Below are 17,047 nucleotides of genomic sequence, written 5' to 3' on the forward strand. Positions count from 1 at the left end.
ATAAAGGAAATCTGCTTAGCGGCTCCTTATGTGCGATTAACTTTTTTGCCTAAGGAGACTTAACATGTTAAAGCTAGGAAGAAATGATGTATGCCACTGCGGCAGCGGCCGTAAATATAAAAAATGCTGTATCGAGCTGGACCGTGAGGAAGAGCGCCGTTTGGCCGCGGCCCAAGCTTCCGGCGGACTGCAGTCTTACGCGGATATCGAACGCCTGCTGGATCAAGAGCTTGTATGGGAGGCTCCATCCTATGGTGAGCTGGCCCGTGAACTGGCCATGCAAATGAAGGAGGGCTACACGCCTGCCCAAATTAGCCTTGCCCTGTTTATGTGGAAGGAATATACGGATGCGAATAAACCTTCTTTCCGTAAATCCGGCGTCTACTGCGCGGCTTTGGAATATTTGATCTGCGAAATTCAGAGCATTCCAAGCTCGAAAGCCGAGCTTGCCGAGAAGTACAGCGTATCCGTATCTACTCTATCGAAAAAATGCACCGAGCTGACCAGCTTCTTTATGGAGCAATATGCAGAGCTTCAAGCGGAGCAGCCCGAGGCCGTAGCCACTGGCGATGCTGAGAATGCGGAGCAGCTCCAGCAAGAGGAGCTTGTGAAGGTGTAAGCTAGAGCTGGTCTTCGGGCTGAAGCAGCAAGCTTTTTCACTTCAATCTATTACAATTACATGGTTGCCAATAGCAGCAAAAGAGCCCGGCGCCTTCACATGAACGTGAAAGCAGCGGGCTCTTTTCGGTTGTTTTTATGGAAAGCTCTAGTTAACCGCTAGTGCTACTGGGTGGTTATTGCAGCCACACCTTGGTTTCTCCACCGTCGCTGGAATATTCAATATACTCCGGTACCGCTTCTATAATAATGTATTCCGGATCATGAGGTCCTTCAAACCACTGCTTGAAATTTTCATTCCACAGCTTCTCACGCAGCTTGTCGTCCGCGCACAATTCCGCACGTGCCTGAATTTGGACAATATCGGAAGACGGCTTGCCATCGTAACCAACGAGAATATGAACATTCGGGTTAGCCCTCAGCTCATCAACCTTGCTCGTATCGCGATTTGTCGCTAAATATAAGTTAAGCCCATCATGGAAGAGCGCCATATAACGCACCATCGGCTTATCGCCATTTACGGTAGCAAACGAGCATACATGGTTTGCTTGCAGCACATCAATAATTTCCTGCTCCAATTGTTTTGTTGTATTCGGCATCGGTATCTCTCCTTAAAGGTTCATCTTTTTGCCAGTCTTCCCAGCATCGCGCCTGCCATAGATTACCCCTTTTGCCGTTTTTTTAATCGGAGCATGGTTTTGATGTTTGTTTCTATTATGTAATAGACAGCCAGGCACCGTTAGAAAAGCAGGACCAGCTGTATAGCAAACGTATAACAAGATCTATTATTATTTATTGTTCTACGACATCATTTGCCGTGAAGCGGTAAGGCTTCTTGGAATGCCGATTCGCATAAGAAGAAGCGACAATTGCTTCCGGTTTCAGACGAGCTTTCATCCCCATAGCTTCCACACGCAATACCATTTCCGCCACATAGGCAGCCGTCTTGCTGACAGCCGGATCGGTTCCGGCATCGACGTCAATATACGCTTCGAAGGACGCGCCTTTGTATACAAAAGGGAGCACGATATCCTCCATTTGCACCCTGCGTTCGCCACCGAAAAACAGCGCGACCTCCTCGCTGTATGACGTCTCCAGCGACAGCTTCTCCTTGATGGATTTCAGTTCCCGCGGGATGACGACCTGCCGATAGCAGGCCCATGCTCCTTTGCCCTCACGCTGGATAACGACGCCGGTAATCATCGTCGTATGTCCCGCATGCACCTGGCAGTCGGTACCGATCATGAAATTGTAATTTGCATGTGGATCAAGCGACATAAAACGGACAATGCGATCATGAACCTGCTCCAGATTGAGGCGTCTTTCCGATACATTGTGAAACTCCATGTCGTGAATCAATTGAAGATGTTTTCTTATTTTCATCATCGTCACCTGTAAAGCAATTAGGCTTCTTCCCTTCTTTAGTTGGAGTAGTGTGCTTCAAGGGACTTGAACCCTTAGTTGTCTTAATGACAGCGGATTTTAAGTCCGCCGCGTCTGCCATTTCCGCCAGAAGCACAAGGCGATCGTGACGCATGGGGGATTCGAACCCACCGCATCCACTAGTGAAAGTCGTGTGGCTTAGCCGCTTGCCGAATGCGCCTTATTTAACTGCTGCTTTTAAAACAAGGGGCGCGGGTATCGAACCCGCCTCATTCGGATTTGGACTCCGAATCGCCTGCCTTGGACATGTCCCCCTTTATTTAATTGGCTGCCCCCCTTGGAATCGAACCAAGACGCACGGTGTCAAAGACCGTTGCCCTACCGTTAGGCGAAGGGGCATTACTTGGGGAGATTAACCGGACTCGAACCGGTACTTATCAGGACCACAACCTGACGTGTTTGCCTTTTCACCATAATCTCCATAGTGACGCATGGGGGATTCGAACCCGCCGCATCCACGAGTGAAAGTCGTGTGGCTTAGCCGCTTGCCGAATGCGCCTTAATATAAGGACTGCTTATACTTACTTAACTCACAAACATGCGTTCTAATTTTTGCAATAAAAAAACTACTTTCCCCCTCACGGTTCCGCCATGCCACCCCGTCTTCAGCCGATATCAGCCAAATTTCGAGAATGCACAAACGGACCACTCACCTAGGGTGCAAGTAGTCTTCACGTATACAGATAATGATTCATCGGAATAAATTCTACCCCGCGCTTCAAGATCAGGCTGCCGCTGCTCCCCCTTTATTCAGGATGGAGCAGTCCAACTGCGATACGCAAAAACGACGAATATTCGGTTCGATGCAGGCAACATGTAAGTTTTCATTCAACTCTTCTAACGCCGGATGCTGATGTTCATCCGCCTGCTGCTTCGTTATTTCACTCTGCACTTGCTCATACTGATGTAAATCAAGCTCCGCTGGCCAATTCATAAGCTGTTCTGCTGTGTTTTTCATTTCCTGCACCTTCCTTTCGTCTTCGTTATTGGTCTCGCAACGCTATCGGCTTACCGATCACGCATTTCGCTTCAATGCTTTAACGCTTTAATTGATGATCGACTTGATGCTTCTCATACTAGCATATCGACTTTTAATAAGTCAATCCTTTTTATTTAAAAAAATGAAAATAGTTAATTTTATTGATTTTATTACCTTATATTCATGGATATCAAATAGAAAATTGATTCATTTTTCGCTAATTATTAATTTTCACTAGCTGAAGTATTCCTTTAGCAAATAAAAAAGACTACTGCTCAGCGGCAGTAGTCCTTCATCTCCCCATCAACAACCAGCCCATTCATGATTCTCAGGCGGATACCTGATTACCGCCGGCTTGGCGTCGAAAGCATATAGGAGAAAGGCTGCTGCACGGGCTGTACGCATTACCGGCCTGCACAAAAAGATGGCTGCTCTGCTCAGAGCACCACGGTTGTTCAAGCTTGTTATCATGGTTTGATAATAAAATGGTTAACATGCGCCGTGCACTTCCTTTCCTTGGTTGATTAAAATGATACACATTCATAACATAATAAATATTGTTCATTTGAAGCTTATTAATTTTTTCCCATCTTATAGCAAATAATCCTGTCTTGTCAACAACAAATCTGCTGCTGATCGGCTATGCTCGCAAAATCCACACATCATAAGGCCCAATCACTACCTCGCCAACAAGCGTTTGACCTGAAATCAGCTCCGTCAGCTCGCGTTTCAAATGGATGGGCACAGGCTGTGAAGAATAGTTCAAGAGCATATAATAATGCCCTGCCGCTCCGCTGCGCGGCACCACTTCAATCGCAGCTGGAATATCCGCCCATTGCTCCAGCGGATCGGCGATTTGCAGCAAATCAAGCAGCTGGCTCGTACTCTCGCGCGTAAAGAAAGTACCGAAATAAACAACCTTGCCTTTACCTAGCTTTCTGACCGTAACCGCTGGCTGTCCCGCGTAATAATCGTCCGTATATGTCGCCGCAATTTCCACTTCGCTAGCCGCCTCAGCAGCAGGCTCCAGCATTTCGTTAAATACATGGGCTGCGCTCTGACCTCCGCCATTTGTGAAGGATAATGCATTCGTCTCGCCCGGGTTCAGCATCGTAAAATCGCTCACGCTCACGCCAGCAAGCCCGCGCAGCACGCCAGGAAACGGCTCCATATAAGCCTGATTATGCTGGTCCTTATAGCCGCTTCTCGGTCCAAGCACGAGCGTGCCGCCCTGCTCCACATAAACACGCAATTTCTCGGCATCCTCTGAGGTCAGCAGCTGGGCATTAACATAAAACAGCAAATCATATTGGCTCAGCGCCTGGGCCTCCGCCAAATTTTGCTTGGAAAGCATGTCCGCAGCCAAATGGCGCTCCGACAGCGCCAAATAAACCTGCTCTTCGCTATTCCAATAATCATAGCCAATATAACGCTCTATTTTCACATTGCTATCGTTCGCATAGTCATACATAATGGCTGCTTTCGCCATCACATCGGTACCGATAATAACGTCCTCCAGCATCCGCGTTTCCTTCGCCACCCGCTTCGCTTCCTCCAGCCGCCAATGCGGCTGATCGCCATACAAATTCAGCCCATGCCAGAGCGATTCCGCCCCGTAAGGGCATGTCCGCCAGCGGAAATAAAGCACGCCGTCTGCCCCATGGGCAATCGACTGCCACGTCCACAGCCGCATTTGCCCCGGCTTGGGTGTCGCCTGCAAATAATCACCGCGGTCGTTGTTCAGCACATTCCCGACCTGCCCGCCCGGTCCCGCCTGCTGCTCCAGTACCGTAAACTTGGAAGACAACCCCCGCACCCGGCTGAGCTGCTTGCCGCTAAGCCGATCCTTATGCGGATATTGCAGATCAGTACGCATTAGTTGGAATGCCGGATACGAATCATAAGACATAAAATCAACGGTGCGAGCCGTTAGCACATAATTATCAATATTGCCGAATAGTCCATTATGGGTAATGAATTGCTCCTCAGGCAGCAGACGAGTCAAAATCTCATATTGCAGCTCTGCAAATCGAATCGTCGAGTCCGATGTAAATAAATAAAAATCGAGCAGCTGGCTTGGGCTATGGTACGTCACCGTTGGCCTTGGCAAATAAATTTGCTCCCATGCATTGTAGGTCTGGGCCCAGAATGCCGTTCCCCATGCAGCGTTGAGCTCATCCAAGCTATCGTTATATTTCTCCCTGCACCACTGGCGGAAAGCCGTATGATCGCTCTCAGCAAAGCTTACATCTGAATGGCAGTTCAGCTCGTTGTCAATTTGCCAGCCAATGACCGCAGCATGCCCTTTGTAACGCTCCGCCATCATCGTGACGATGCCGGCGCAAAGACGCAAATAGATCGGCGCCGTGTAGTTGTAGTGCCTTCTGGAGCCATGCTCCATCCGCACACCGCGAAAATCTACGCGCAGCACCTCGGGATATTTTGTCGTCAGCCATGCCGGGGGCGCATACGTTGGCGTACCGAGAATAACCTTTAGCCCTTCGGCTGCCGCAAGCTCAATCGCCTCGTCGAACATAGCGAACTGATAGCGCCCTTCTTCCGGTTCCATCACATTCCAAGCGGTTTCGCCCATACGTACAACATTAAAGCCCATTTCCACCATCCGGCGAAAATCCTTCTGCCACATTACGCGGTCCCAATGCTCTGGGTAATAGCAAACGCCGAGCAGAAACTGTCCGCCTTCGTATTTTTTCCGATCCTTCAACAAAACTTCCATCTCCCCTCACCCTATAGACACACTTAGGCGGCAGCCAGATTATGCTGGCTGCCGCTCCTCACTACCCTTTGACCGCACCACCGGTCAAGCCTTTAACCAGCGTCTTTGAACCAAACATAAAAATAATAATGAGCGGCAGCGTGCCAAGCGTCAGCCCCAATATGCTAGCCGAATAATCGGTTCGAAACACCGTAGATAAATTCGCGATGCCCAGCGGCAGCGTGTACAACGATGGCTCGTTCAGCGTAACGAGCGGCAGCAAATAGTTGTTCCATGAGCCGAGAAAAGCAAGCAGCCCCAGCGTGCTGAGCGCAGGCATCAGAAACGGTGTTACAATCCGGAAAAATATCGTCAGCTCGCCACAGCCGTCAATTCGCGCGCTTTCGATGACCTCGGTCGGTACGCTGGATTCACTGAACTGCGTCATGAAGAACACGCCGAACGCATTGTTTAGCGCCGCAATGAGCAGCGGAATATGCGTATTGTTCAGATGGAAAAACTTCATTTCCATAACGAACGCAATGAGACCGAGCTGGCCAGGGACCATCATTGTACAAAGAATGACGAGGTACAGCACTCTTTTTCCTGGAAACCTGAATTTGCCGAAGGCATAACCCGTAATCGACGACATAACTACCGAAATAGCAGTAAAAAGGACGGCAACATAGAAGCTGTTCCAGTAATTAAGCAGAAAATCACCGGACAGCACGGTTTTTAAATTTTCGAGTAAATATCTGCCGGGCAGCAGCGGAAGCTGCTTAAACAGATCCTCAGAGAAATACGTCCCCATGACGACCATAATGTAGAACGGAAGCAGGAACAGGATCGTAATCAGAGACAATATGATGATGACGGACCATTTGGATACTCTCATATTAGCTCTCCTTCCGATTTAGCCATTTGATGCCGACTAGTGAGAACAAAGCGATAAACAGGAAGGTCGAATACGCGATTGCTGCTCCCTTGCCATATTTAAAGGACGAGCCGTTGAACGCAGCATCGAACATGTACCAGATTGGCGTAAACGCCGAGCCTTCCGGTCCACCTACGAGCGACGAGCCCGAAGCCCAACCGCTGAACATCAGCATCGGCTCCTCAACAAGCTGCAAGCCCCCAATGATCGAAGTAATAATCAAAAAGAGATTGATTGGTTTAAGCAGTGGAATCGTAATGTGCAAAAACACATCCTTTGGCGAAGCGCCATCTACAACAGCCGCCTCATAAACGGAAGGCTCCACACTCGCCATGCCCGCGCAGTAGAACATAATGAAATAACCGAGGTTTTTCCAAAAAAGCATCAAAATAATAATCCATCTCGCTGTATCCGGTTCACCCATCCAGTTGATTTTTTCACTGATGAGGCCGATTTGGACGAGGAAATTGTTCAGCATTCCGCCCTGCCAATCGAATACCATTGCAAAAATAATGCCAATCGCGACTGGAGTCGTCATATAGGGGGTGAAAATACCCAAGCGAAAAAAAGCTTTGCGGCGGATGAATTTGCTCTCAATCAGGCTTGCACACAGCATGCCCACAATAATAAGCGCAGGCAAATACGCGACTAAATAAATGAGTACGTTCCCCAATGATTTCCAAAAGTATTTGTCATGCAAAAATAATTGCTTATAGTTGTCCAGTCCAACAAAATCATGATTGCCGAACAAATCCCAATTCGTAAAGCTGATATACAGCGTAAACAATAGCGGGAACAAGCCGAATACGGCATAGCTTAAAAAATACGGAGCCACAAACAGATACGGCCATTTATGTTTCGTTAATGCTTTCATTCTCTCCCACTTCCTCTCTCTGCTGTCCTAAATGAACGATAACCGGCGAGCCTGTCCGCCGGTTATCCATGTCCATACTGCTGCTTAAACGATGAACCTATTTAAAATTGATTTCCGGATGATTTTTCTGCAGCTCCTGCTTCCAGTTCTCAAGCGCCTGCGCTGCGGTATAGGAAGGGTCCTTCGTAAACGTCTGCATCGCCAAGGAAGAAGCGTTATAAATATCTTGGTCGAATCTCGTGTATGGCTTCGTCTTCATAGCCGGCAGCACTTTTTCCGTCCAGAACAGTCCCAGATCTTGACCGCCATAATAGGAGTTTGCTCCAGAAGAGAACAAGGCTTTATCTTCAAACAACGACTTGAGCGGCACTAATGATTCATCAATCTTCATGTTAAGCTCGCCGCCCTCTTTGCTAGCCACAAACCATTCCAAGAACTTCCATGAAATTTCTTTATTTTTCGAGCCTTTCCAAATGCCGAGCGATGTTCCGCCGTAGCTGTAAGCGCCGCCTGGCGGAACCATCAGTCCCCATCTGCCATCGCTGCTTTTGTCATTTGGCTCGATAACGAATTTCGGCGTCCAGTTTGCAGCTGGGTAGAACAATATATTGTCTTGTGCATACGATGCATTCCATGTTGGCGACCACATATCCAGCTTTGCTGTAATATCGGCATTGCGAATGTTTTCAAGTGTGGAGAAAACCGCCGTTACGCCGTTCGTATCCACTTCATCGCCTTTAATAAACTGCTCCGGATATTGCGGATACACAATCGTGTAAGCATCCATCATGCCAGCAAGCATCGCTGTTTTACCGCCGCTCTTCTCTTTAAGCTCTTTGCCTTTGGCAATGAATGAGTCCCAATCCGGGAACATCGCTGCCAGCTCATCCGGATCATCGGTGCCAAAATATTGCTTCGCCAGATCGCGCTTGTAAGCCATCGCTCCCGGTGACACCGACCACTCCATCGATACGAGCTGTCCTTTGTCATTTTGCAAATGAGGCACTACCGCATCAAGCAGCAATGATTTATCGAAATTGTACGGTGCTCCGCCCAAATCATCGAGAATGTCCAAAGCGAACAATGCGCCGCGGAAGCCCGCCTCGCCCCAAATAATATCAGGCAGATCGCCGCCGGCTGCAACGGACGTTTGAATCTTTTTCAAATAGTCCTTGGCCGAAACCTCTACGAAATTGATTTTAATGTTTGGATATTTTTTGCTGAAGGCTTCAACTGTCGGCGCTTGAAACTCTTTGCTCCAGCCCCACATCGTAATGGTGCCGGAATCCGCTGCCCCGCCTTCTTGCGCTCCCTTATCCGAGCCGCCGCTGTTTGAGCCGCAGCCTGCCAGCAAGGCCAACACGATAACGAGTGACAGCATCATTGCCCAAGGTTTTTTTCTCATTTTGCTTTGCATGATTGTACTCCCCCATTTGTAATTTCGTAATCTGCTACTCTCATTGCTTGTTCTAGGGCTCGCGATGAACTTCGTCCCGATGCCTTAGCACTTCTTCAGTGTATAGGGCGTACAATAGCCACACAACGCAACAAATCGATGGTTTTGTATAAAATCCGATGGTGCACCGTCTAGCTTTGGCTACAGTGCCGGCTGCTCGCTAGTGAAAGGAAGACGAAGCAGCAGCTCCGTTCCCGAACCTTTCGTATGCCCCATTTCCAGTCCATAGGCCTCTCCGCATAAATAACGAATGCGTTGATCAATGTTGCGGATACCGATGTTTTTTGTTCCTCTGCCGCTTGCTGCTTGTACAAGCTCCGTATCCTGGTCACGCAGTAGCCCTTCTAAAATCGCCGCATCCATCCCAATGCCATTATCCGTTACAGCAAGCTGCAGCGTTTCCGCCACCCGCCTTGCCCTAATCCGAATCAACCCGCCGCTCTCCATTTCCGACAAGCCATGAAAAATCGCATTTTCCACCAAGGGCTGCAGCAGGCTCCGTGGAAGCCACACCTCAAGCAGCTCTTCCGGCACATCCCACTCCAGCTCGAAGCGCTCCGCATAACGATATTGCTGAATCGTAGCATAATGCTCGATTAAGCCTTTTTCTTTTGCAAGTGTCGTATACAAATCTTGCCCGCCAACATGGACGGCATCCTGCATAATGCCAATAAAAGCCTCGACCATGCTTTCGATTGCTTCAAAGCGTCGCTTGCGCGACAAATAAACGACCGTATTCAGCGTATTGTATATAAAATGGGGATTAATCTGGGCAAAAAGCAGCTCGGCGGACATGCGCCGCTTCCATTTTTCCTGCTCCCGCTGCTCCTCCATTTGCCGTTTAATGCTGTGCGTCATCGATTCAAAGCCATTTTTCAAAACCATCAGCTCATCCCCGCTGTTGAAATCAAGCTGAACGTTGTAATTGCCGAGCGATACCTGCTTCATCGCCCGCGACATCGACGAGATCGGACGTGTCATGCTCGATATAATCGGCGTAAACATCAGGAAGCAAAGGACGATACATATCGCAATGAACACGAAAAAATAAATGCTCGCCGTCTGAATCGAATCATAAAAGCGATCACGCGAAATGAAGGTGATGATGGACCAATCCGCATCTGGCAGGCTTTTGCTCAAATAAAATCCCTTCTGCTCCACCTTCTCGGGAAGCGCCTGGCTAGCTTGTTCAAAAATAATGGCATGCTCCTCATCGCCGAAGCCATGATTTTGCAAAAAGCTCGTTCCCCCGCTCACCCAGGCATAGCGGTCAAAGCTCAGCTCCAAATAATCCAAAATGCTCGTAAAGGCCTCCTGTTTAATATTGAGCAGCAAAATGCCCCCGCCCGCCGATTCATTTACGCGGATAAAAAAGCTGATGACCTGCTTGTTATCAGAATCCAAGGAATTATGGGGCGCGGTGAAGCCGCTTTTGACAGGCTGCTTGATCGCATCCTGGAACCACGGCTTATTCAGCTCTTCCTGGTAATAGGAATCGAAGGAAAGAGAGGACATGAATACCTTGCCATCCGAGCGGACAATGGCGGAGGAATCCAAATAATCTCTTAGCACATTAAACTTTCGGAGCTGCTGTACGACATCCGAATAGGCGGAAAGCTCGCTGTATATCGAATCATATTTCGTCTTGGCTATAAAACGCTGAATGATCTCGTCATTCGTCATATTCGCGGAATATTTGCGAATGTCGTCAATAAGCTGATTCATCCGCACCTCCGTCTGCTGCAAATGAATTTCGCCGTCGTGGACCGTCTGCCGTTCCAGCAGTGAATAAAAATACCCGAATGCCAGCAGCCCGCACGCCGTCAAGGATAAAGTAACGATAATAATAACGCTGCCTAAAATTTTATATTTAATTCTGCGCTTCACCTTTGGCTCACCGTTCCCCTACATGTAATCTTTTGGATGCTTGGACGTCGCCTTCTTGAACACTTGGGAAAAATATTGGCTTGATTTGTAGCCGACCATCTCCGACACCTCGTAAATTTTATATTGTCCTTGCTGGAGCAGCTCCTTCGCCTTCTCTATCCGGTATTCGGTCATGTAATCAGAAAGGGTCTGTCCCGTCTCCTTCTTGAATACAGCGCGCAAATGGGCGCTGCTAATTTGCAAATGCTGGGAGAGCAGCTCCAGCGACAGCTCAGAATGGCTATAATGCTTGCGTACATACTCCATAGCCTTTAGCACCCAGCGGGAGTAAGCCTGCCTGGCAGCTACAGAGGCTTGAATGAGCTTCAGCAACGCGGCTTTAACCTCTCCGCTGCTGCGTCCTAAAGCATAGCTCGTTTCTACTTGGTACCGCTCGCCGAGCTCACGTCCAAGCTCTCGCAAAACATGGCGAAGCGCCTTCTCATCTTGATTTTTGTCAAGCTGCTCGTTCCAAAGCTTGTCCAGCTGGCGCGCAGCCTCCTCCGCCTCTCCCTCTGCAAGCGACTGAAGCACCCGCCTTAACGCCGATTGCAGCAGGCCGAATGCAGCCCCCTCGACTGTGCGCTGCGGAGCTGATGGAAGCTGGGCATTCGGTTGTATTTGAGTCGCCACAACGGCACCTGGCATTTGAAAAATACCGCTCATTGACATTTGGCTCAGCCTGCGGAAGCTGCTGTGCAATGCGTTTCGCTCGGATTGCAGCACCACATACAGATTCGGCCTTGCGGCCTCCTTTTTAAGCGCTTGAAGCTGATTTTGCAGCCAACGAGAAAAGATCTGCACCTCATTCCAGCAATATAAATAGCTTAGATGGACAGGAAGCTTAAGGATAAATACTAGCCCTTCCTCATCGGCCGCAAAAGCAGACAGCCACTGCAGCTCCATATGCTGATCCGCATACAGATTTTCTATAGCTTTTAGCTGATCATCATCAAGCGGCGGCCGTTCAGGCAGCGTCTCTCCTCCTAGCGTGTAAACAGGGGGAGTTTTCATATACAGCATGACAAGGGAACCGCTCAGCTCCTCCAGAAAAGGATGCAGTTCCTCGATTGCATCGATATCGTTCAGCTGCTCTTTGCCCAGCACGACATCCGAAATGACACTGCGCTTCGATCGACTTAGCCGCGTGCGCTCTGAGCGCAGCTCCTCTTTGATGCGCAGCAGCTCACCGAGCAGACGGTTCTGGCTTATTTCATGCTTCAGCACATAATTGGCTGCTTTCATCTCCAACGCCTGCCGCACATAATCAAAATCACGATATGCTGTCAGAAAAAGCAGCCGAGTCCCCGGCTCAGCCTCCTGTATTTTCCGTCCCAATGACAGTCCATCCATATGGGGCATCGAAATATCGGTAATCACAATTTTCGGGCGGTGCTTCAAAAATAGTTCAAGCGCTTTCAAGCTGCTTGTCGTCTTCGCCACAACACGAAAGCCATGCTGCTCCCATGGCACCAATTCATATACATTTTCCAAAGCCAACGGCTCATCATCCACGAGTAATATATCCATCATGCTCACCCTTCTTCGCCAGCTCGCGCATGTGCGGAGCCCTCCTCATACTTTGCTTACATTCAAACATACTAACGGGATATATTCAAACCGCAAAAATGTTTTTTTGCAACCTTTTTTTATTAGTCTCGTCTGATACGATGTAAGCAGCATGCAAAATTTCACATTGAGGTGATGTACAATGAGAATCAAACATAAATTTGTCATGTTATCCGCTACCGCTCTGTTAGCGATGTCTTTTTCCAGCCAAAGCTTCGCGGCTTCCACACCTTTCAACGATGTTAATCAGTCTTCTGTTAAAGATAAAATTGCTTCACTACAGGAGAGGGGAGTTGTTAAAGGCGTGAGTTCTGACGAGTTTAAACCAGATGCTGCCATTACAGCAGCCCAAGGCATTCAATTGATTGTGAATGCACTGAATTTGAACATCGATAACATCAGATTTTTCAAAGCACCGCTAGCGACGGACTACTTCGCCAAAGCCAGCAATGACGCCTGGTATGCAGACGCCCTAATCATCGCGGCGCATAATGGACTTGAGCTGCCAGCCGATCTTGACCCCGCCAAGCCATGGACCAAAGAGGAGTTTATCCAATATTTGATGAAAGCTGCCGAGGTTACAAACAACCTGCCGCTCATCAACATTAAGCCGCTCGAATTCGCCGATGAAGCCGATCTGGACATACAGTATCAAGGGGCCGTTCAACGTGCGCTTGTGCTAAAAATTGCGGAGCTGGATGCGGACGGCAAGCTTCATCCGAAAGAGGAGATTTCCCGCGCCGATGCCGCAGTTCTGACCTATAATGTGCTGGAGTATATCGCTGCGCACCCAGCTCCGACTCCTGCCCCTGTAGAGCCGGAAACAGGTGCTGCTGAGTAGGTTCAAACTTGCCCTCCTCCAAACCTGTTATATCATGAATAATAACTAGCAAAACGAATCATTTAAGCAGCCCATTCTTTCAGGAGAAGCGGGCTGCTTTTGCATTTTCTTTTTCAAATAGAAGCGGACTATTATAAAAGTGGAATATTTTTCCGATATACATATAGGGTTTAGACAGCTTTAGGAGGAATAAGGGATGCAGGAGCCCACTTATAAAATGCCAACGGACGAAGCCGTCCAACAAATGAGCAAAGCGGAAAAAAAGCAATTTTATAAAGATTATTATAATGGACGTTATGCAGCGGTTGGCTTTAAACCAACATTCAAACAGCAAATCGCTTATCGGATTGGCGGCAAAAAAGGGCTTTTTATCGGCATTGGTGCCATGATTATATGGTTTTGCATCAGTCAGGCAATCATCGATCGCTTCTCAAAGGAATCCATGATACAAGAGCGAATGCTTGAGCTTGAAAAGTCCATTAATTGGTCACAACAGCAGCTTAGCCAATACGAGATCCGCGTACAAAACGGGGAGCTGACCAAGCTGGAGCAAAAAAATTACAACGAGCTAATAACTAAATATAATCAGCAGGTCGAGCAATACAATTCGTGGGCTGACGGAGTAACGAAACATTTCTATTTCGATGATTAATCAGCTAGTTAATTCTTTTTCATGCACCAAACAAATAAAAGCCTTGATGTTTCCGCCCCTTATGACAAGGAGCAGATACCATCAAGGCTTCTTTTACATGTAAATTAAATTAGCTATAAGCCTGCATTCTTCGCAAGGACACAACTGGCTCCACCGTAATTTCAAAAGCGCGGTCCCAAATAAATTTAGGATTTTCCCGTTTCAAAACGACACGGGTATATGGCGCAAGCGACCATCTTCCATCACGGATTTGACGAATCGCGCAGGCCGGAGCTGCTGAGCCAATGCCGAAAGCCTTTTGCTGGGCAAGGGTTGTCGTATTCGTCTGCATCCGGCCCTGCAAAAGCGTGGTCAACAGCTCGTAATCGCTAGCGGTATTAAACAGCCGCATGTTTTGGTCAGCCGTAACATTCGTATATGGCGAGCGCCCTCGCGACTCGGTGCGCACCTCGGCAATTGTGATGACCTTGTAATAATAGTCTTTCAGAAAACGCTTGAACAGCAGCGAGCCGTGTGCATTCATTGCCTCGTCGAGAGCAGCAGCACGCGTCTCCATCGTCAGGCAGGCATAGCGTGACTGCGCCATGCCTAATGCCATCCCCATTTTATTGCCTGCTGTATTCCAGCCGCTATAGCCAAGCAGACTGCCTGTGTACTTACAATCCAGCAGCTTAGTCGTAACGGCCTCATTCGCCGCACCGCCGCCGGTAAAATCAATGACAATCGTCGGCAGCATACTCGAAGCATTTGCCGCTACACGGCTCACCGCATTCTCCGCCTGATCAACCGCCGTAATCGCGATAATTTCCATATCGCTTTCGACGCCTTCCCCGCAGTCCACCGCTTCCCCACCCACGATATCGATATGGCGCAGCAGGTTTTGGTGTACATCCATATATTCATAGGGGTTCACGATCGTTGATCCATCCGGGCCAAAATATCGAATCGCAAAGCGCGGCTTGCCGTTCACGCAATAGAGCTTCTTCGCCATTCGCGCCAGCAAGGAATGTCCTAAACCATCGGCATCTGGCAAAATAATAGCCCGCTCCGGATTTTGCCCATCCGTGCCGCCCAGCCACTCATTAATCCGGTTTTCCACAAAAGCGATCTCATTCGCCTGAATCCCGTCAATATAAGCATCGTCAACACCAATAGCGAGAAAGTCGATATACCCTTGACGCGCAAGCTGATCCAGCATGTAATACGTCGTCGTCAATTTGTGGCGTTTCGCATTATAATACTGCTCCTTATCCACGTAGACGGTGTCAGGAAAGTTTGTGCCATCCGGCTGAATATCATAGCCATTCAAAATATCCAGCAGCTCACTCTCCGGCTTGCGCGGCTTCTGCATGAGCGTACGCGTCTCCGTGTAAGCCGGCATCGCCAGCCCTTCTACAAAGACGGTAGATGCCAGCCTCATGATCGTGTCGAGCACATAGATTGGCTTATACGGATAAGCCTGCTTTACCTCGCGAATGACATCCAGCAGCTCAGTCGACTGGGCATCGTAGGCTGGATACGTTCCGTCAGCAGTAGCGCGCATGCGCCTGCTCCCAATAAGTCCGCCATACACGAGTATATCCAGAGAGATAATAAAACCGTCCACCTTGGAGGCATGGTGTAAAATAAATCGGCGAATATGCTCCGGCTTGCCAAATGTCGGGTCAGATGTACCGATCACCAGTGTTCCGTCTGTCGTCATTTGCGAATCGAGCCGATTGCGAACATCTCCTGCAGGTGGCACAACCACTTGAATGCCAGCAGCTTTGCCTTGCAAAATAATATCGTCCAAATTCGCTGGACGGTCGTCGAGCGGAATGTATAATACCTTTTTCATTTCAATCACTCCAACAAATAAGGGTAGGCACATCTCATTTCAATGTCTTGTACCTTCACTTATGTAGGTAACCATCTCGGTAGAATAACAACCAGAAAAATAATTTAATTGTACAGCACAGCTATCAATCGCCTCAGAAAAACTACCACTTTTCGCTATCCATCAGAGCACCGCGAAGACGCTACATATCCCGAATTGGAGGCATTCCGAACATTCGCGCATACTCCCGCTTGAACTGATTAGGTTGATCGTAAGGCCAACGGCACAAATTTGGCTTAATCAAGATTATTTTATAAATTTTCTTAGGGCGTTTATACAAACATGAGCCAGCCAGATCCTGATAGAAGCCCACGTCAAACATAATCCTTCTATTACCGGGAATATCACACCTTATGAATGTGAACACACGTGCAGAAAAGCTGCTTTATGCTCTTCGTTTCAGGGGCATCCCTGCACAAAGATAGACTTGGCGGACACAGCAGCCGCTATTTCAACAGAACTACGGGTTATGGCACAAGCTGAGGACCCAGGAGCCGCTAATGTGCTGCAAATAGCCATTTTGAAGGAATGATGAGGGGGATAACGAATTTCCTGTCCGCTTACCGCCTGAAATCGGATCAAAAGCGATAATAGCGGAACCTCAGTCCTTCCAAAAAGGAGTGAGCGTCCCAAGCTGCTTGGTCTCAGCAACAATCGTAGGCTGCGGGTCTCCAGCCTTAAATCATAAAGGAATTTCCCTCGAATAAGTGCTAAGCAAGGAGCAGCAGGCCGACTCCGGTTTGCATAAACACCCTAGAAAAAATTCGAAAAATTAAAGAAGCTATTTTCGTTTTAAGTTACCGCCTACAACAATTTTATTGCGACCTGCGGCCTGTTCCAATCGTTGATGTTCCCTTAATTCACTTGAAATTCAAGTTCATTTGAAAACCTTTGGAGCCCCAAAGAATAAGCAGATTATAAAAGAGCAACTTAACATCTGCTCCTTTATGCAGCGGTAAGCTGTGGATACCTCTGAACCCAGATCTTGTGTTCCCTGTCTTCTTGTTGATGCCAAAAATATTCACCAATCCTCTAATCCCTAATACTAGGACCTCTGCGATCAGAATGAAAAAGAGAAACAAACCAATAACACTTATCCCTCTAGGGCATTTCGGAAAAATAAGTTAATCAAAATAAAAAAGAAGCCTTGATTATCAAGGCTT

At 48.2% G+C, this 17,047-nt stretch carries 13 protein-coding genes and 6 tRNA genes; 3 read left to right on the forward strand and 16 right to left on the reverse strand.

Annotation, left to right across the window (positions count from 1 at the left end; genetic code table 11):
- Positions 1-64 precede the first annotated feature (64 nt).
- Positions 65-619 carry an SEC-C metal-binding domain-containing protein gene (locus ACSR9A_RS30760; RefSeq protein WP_473762352.1) on the forward strand — a complete coding sequence of 185 codons (555 nt, stop codon included), beginning with the start codon at positions 65-67 and terminating at the stop codon, positions 617-619.
- A gap of 175 nt (positions 620-794) precedes the next feature.
- On the opposite strand, the gene ACSR9A_RS30765 is transcribed toward ACSR9A_RS30760, so the two are convergent.
- The 15 genes from ACSR9A_RS30765 to ACSR9A_RS30835 form a co-directional block, all read right to left on the reverse strand.
- Positions 795-1,217: a pyridoxamine 5'-phosphate oxidase family protein gene (locus ACSR9A_RS30765; RefSeq protein WP_046228838.1), complete on the reverse strand. Its 423-nt coding sequence runs from the start codon at positions 1,215-1,217 to the stop codon at positions 795-797.
- Between the two features lie 193 nt (positions 1,218-1,410).
- The gene (locus ACSR9A_RS30770) at positions 1,411-2,001 is read right to left on the reverse strand and encodes a ribonuclease H-like YkuK family protein (protein ID WP_473762354.1); all 591 of its coding nucleotides are present in this window, start codon (positions 1,999-2,001) and stop codon (positions 1,411-1,413) included.
- Between the two features lie 51 nt (positions 2,002-2,052).
- Positions 2,053-2,137 (reverse strand) — tRNA-Leu (locus tag ACSR9A_RS30775).
- 10 nt (positions 2,138-2,147) lie between these two features.
- Positions 2,148-2,221, reverse strand: a tRNA-Glu gene (locus tag ACSR9A_RS30780).
- 25 nt (positions 2,222-2,246) lie between these two features.
- Positions 2,247-2,319: transfer RNA gene (locus ACSR9A_RS30785), tRNA-Trp, on the reverse strand.
- 7 nt (positions 2,320-2,326) lie between these two features.
- Positions 2,327-2,400: transfer RNA gene (locus ACSR9A_RS30790), tRNA-Gln, on the reverse strand.
- A gap of 5 nt (positions 2,401-2,405) precedes the next feature.
- Positions 2,406-2,481, reverse strand: a tRNA-His gene (locus ACSR9A_RS30795).
- A 5-nt stretch (positions 2,482-2,486) separates the two neighbouring features.
- Positions 2,487-2,560 (reverse strand) — tRNA-Glu (locus ACSR9A_RS30800).
- Positions 2,561-2,785: 225 nt separating this feature from the next.
- A complete protein-coding gene (locus ACSR9A_RS30805; RefSeq protein ID WP_473762355.1) occupies positions 2,786-3,019 on the reverse strand; it encodes a hypothetical protein in 234 nt (77 codons plus the stop codon).
- 661 nt (positions 3,020-3,680) lie between these two features.
- The gene (locus tag ACSR9A_RS30810; protein ID WP_473762356.1) at positions 3,681-5,777 is read right to left on the reverse strand and encodes a beta-galactosidase; all 2,097 of its coding nucleotides are present in this window, start codon (positions 5,775-5,777) and stop codon (positions 3,681-3,683) included.
- 61 nt (positions 5,778-5,838) lie between these two features.
- Entirely contained in the window at positions 5,839-6,651 is an 813-nt protein-coding gene (locus ACSR9A_RS30815) for a carbohydrate ABC transporter permease (protein ID WP_473762357.1), read from the reverse strand.
- Between the two features lies 1 nt (position 6,652).
- Positions 6,653-7,564 carry a carbohydrate ABC transporter permease gene (locus tag ACSR9A_RS30820; protein ID WP_473762358.1) on the reverse strand — a complete coding sequence of 304 codons (912 nt, stop codon included), beginning with the start codon at positions 7,562-7,564 and terminating at the stop codon, positions 6,653-6,655.
- 97 nt (positions 7,565-7,661) lie between these two features.
- The gene (locus ACSR9A_RS30825; protein ID WP_473762360.1) at positions 7,662-8,981 is read right to left on the reverse strand and encodes an ABC transporter substrate-binding protein; all 1,320 of its coding nucleotides are present in this window, start codon (positions 8,979-8,981) and stop codon (positions 7,662-7,664) included.
- A 180-nt stretch (positions 8,982-9,161) separates the two neighbouring features.
- Complete coding sequence (locus tag ACSR9A_RS30830) at positions 9,162-10,907, reverse strand: cache domain-containing sensor histidine kinase (RefSeq protein WP_473762361.1); 1,746 nt, start codon at positions 10,905-10,907, stop codon at positions 9,162-9,164.
- 18 nt (positions 10,908-10,925) lie between these two features.
- A complete protein-coding gene (locus ACSR9A_RS30835) occupies positions 10,926-12,479 on the reverse strand; it encodes a response regulator transcription factor (protein WP_473762363.1) in 1,554 nt (517 codons plus the stop codon).
- 178 nt (positions 12,480-12,657) lie between these two features.
- Here ACSR9A_RS30835 and ACSR9A_RS30840 point away from each other — a divergent pair, with 178 nt between their 5' ends.
- Together ACSR9A_RS30840 and ACSR9A_RS30845 are read left to right on the forward strand one after the other, a co-directional pair.
- The gene (locus ACSR9A_RS30840) at positions 12,658-13,356 is read left to right on the forward strand and encodes an S-layer homology domain-containing protein (RefSeq protein ID WP_473762364.1); all 699 of its coding nucleotides are present in this window, start codon (positions 12,658-12,660) and stop codon (positions 13,354-13,356) included.
- Between the two features lie 196 nt (positions 13,357-13,552).
- Positions 13,553-14,008, forward strand: coding sequence for a hypothetical protein (locus tag ACSR9A_RS30845; RefSeq protein WP_473762365.1), 456 nt, complete (start codon positions 13,553-13,555; stop codon positions 14,006-14,008).
- A 109-nt stretch (positions 14,009-14,117) separates the two neighbouring features.
- Here ACSR9A_RS30845 and ACSR9A_RS30850 read toward each other — a convergent pair whose 3' ends face one another.
- Complete coding sequence (locus ACSR9A_RS30850; RefSeq protein WP_473762367.1) at positions 14,118-15,845, reverse strand: DUF4127 family protein; 1,728 nt, start codon at positions 15,843-15,845, stop codon at positions 14,118-14,120.
- Between the last annotated feature and the right edge of the window lie 1,202 nt (positions 15,846-17,047).

Source organism: Paenibacillus sp. R-74696, assembly GCF_055814915.1.